1 protein-coding gene and 2 pseudogenes are annotated in these 1679 nt (G+C 73.5%); 1 reads left to right on the top strand and 2 read right to left on the bottom strand.

The genetic code is table 11. The features are described 5' to 3' along the window. A pseudogene (locus AOK24_RS41695) lies at positions 1–269 on the bottom strand (spermine synthase); the annotation flags it as partial. A 151-nt stretch (positions 270–420) separates the two neighbouring features. Beyond that, positions 421–810 carry a hypothetical protein gene (locus AOK24_RS41690; protein ID WP_055725090.1) on the bottom strand — a complete coding sequence of 130 codons (390 nt, stop codon included), beginning with the start codon at positions 808–810 and terminating at the stop codon, positions 421–423. Positions 811–1094: 284 nt separating this feature from the next. Here AOK24_RS41690 and AOK24_RS41685 point away from each other — a divergent pair. Further along, positions 1095–1679: pseudogene (locus AOK24_RS41685) on the top strand (hypothetical protein); the annotation flags it as partial.

The raw sequence follows: 1679 nt of genomic DNA, 5'->3' as shown, positions 1-1679 counted from the left end.
ATCGACCTCGTCGCGCCGCCGAGGTGCACGGCGTGGATCGGCTTGCCCGGCGGCGCGACGAGGTCGATGACGTGCCCGAGCCTGCGCTGGTACTCGAACGACAGGAACCGCGGGTCGTCGAGGTCCACGTGCGACTGCGGGGCCCCGTCGATCAGCAGCGTCCACGCCCGCGTACGGTCCCGGTCGGGCACGAGCCGCGCGACCCCGCCGTCGACCTCCTCGACCACACCCTCGCCGTCGCCCCGCCGACCGCCCTTGCCCTTCGCCATGCCCCCATCCTCGCAGCCCGGGCCGACACGTGCCGCCGCCACCGCCCGGCCTGTGGATAACTCGGCCCCGGGAGGGGCTGGGCGCTCCCTGTCGGCCCCGGGAGGGGCCAAGCGCTCCCTGAAGGACCGTTTCCCCTCCCCCAATGGCCGTTCACCGGCAACTGTCCGCCGCCTCGATGAGCCGCGCCGCCTCCCCCAGCGCCCGGCGCAGCTGCGCGGGGTCCGTCGCGAGGTCCCTGCCGCCGGGCGGCAGGAGCCAGTCGGAGCCCTCGACGGGGGGTTCGGGGGTGAGGCGCAGGCCCCGGCCGTTCGTCTCCGTGCAGGTGCTGCCCGGGACGTCCCAGGCAGCCGCCGTGCCGGGCGGGACGAGGAAGCCGAGGGTGCGGCCGTCGTCGTCGTGCAGGACGGGGCCGACCGCGTCGCAGGCGCCGCGGCGGAGGATGTCGACCGCCTCCAGGCCCTGGCGCGTCGGCACCGTCACGAGATCGCACGGCGCCGCCGACGGCGTCGTACAGGGGTCGTTGCTCTGGCTGGTCTCCATGCCGGCCTCCACCGCGCAGCCCGATTGCAGTCCACAGCGTTCAACGCGCCACCGCGTCAACGGCTACGGCGGATATCAGCCGCAAAGGATGGCACTTCATGGCAGATCGCGCATGAGATATCCGGTTTGTAGCCAAATCCTGTGTGGCGACCCCGGAACAGCAGGTACGTTCTTGCCCGCCGGAAACAGTTGGATACGGCCGTTACAGCCCGATACAGGGCTTTACTCGGTCAATTCTCCCTGAAACCGGCATGGTTCGACGGTTCGCACGAGAGGACCCGGCCATGGCGTCGTCAACGGTGACCCCGCCCCGTCCCGACCGGCCCGCACGCCCCAACCACGCTTTCCGGCGCCTGCGCGGACAGCGCTCGCCCGCCGAGTTCGCCGCCCTGGTGCGGCGCGCCGCGCGGGAGATCGGGGAGCGGGTCAGCTGTGACGCGCGCTACATCGGGCGGGTCGAAGCGGGCGAGATCCGCTGCCCCAACTACGCGTACGAACGGGTGTTCCTGCACATGTTCCCCGGCCGCACGCTCGCCGACCTGGGTTTCGCCCCCCGCGCGTCCGTACGCGGACGCGGGGCGCGCGACCCCGGCAACGCGCCCCGCGCGCACATCCCGAGCCCCGTACACACCACCGCGTGCGCGCGGGGGGCGGATGAACCGCGCGCGGCGGGTCATTCGTATGACACGCAGGACCCGTACGACACGCACCACGACCACGAGGAGAGCGACGTGCTGCGTCGCGCATTCATGACCGGCGGGGGCGCCACCGTGGCGGCCGTCTCGCTGGGCTCCCTGGGCCTCGCCGCCGACGCGCACGCCTCCGGACGGCCCCCGCGCCGCGCCGGGGCGGGGGCCGTCCGGAGGCGT

Origin of the sequence: Streptomyces niveiscabiei (genome assembly GCF_001419795.1) — a bacterium.
GTDB classification, from domain to species: Bacteria; Actinomycetota; Actinomycetes; order Streptomycetales; family Streptomycetaceae; genus Streptomyces; species Streptomyces niveiscabiei.
Note: the sequence above shows the minus strand (reverse complement) of the source record. Positions and strands in the feature narration are given on the sequence as shown.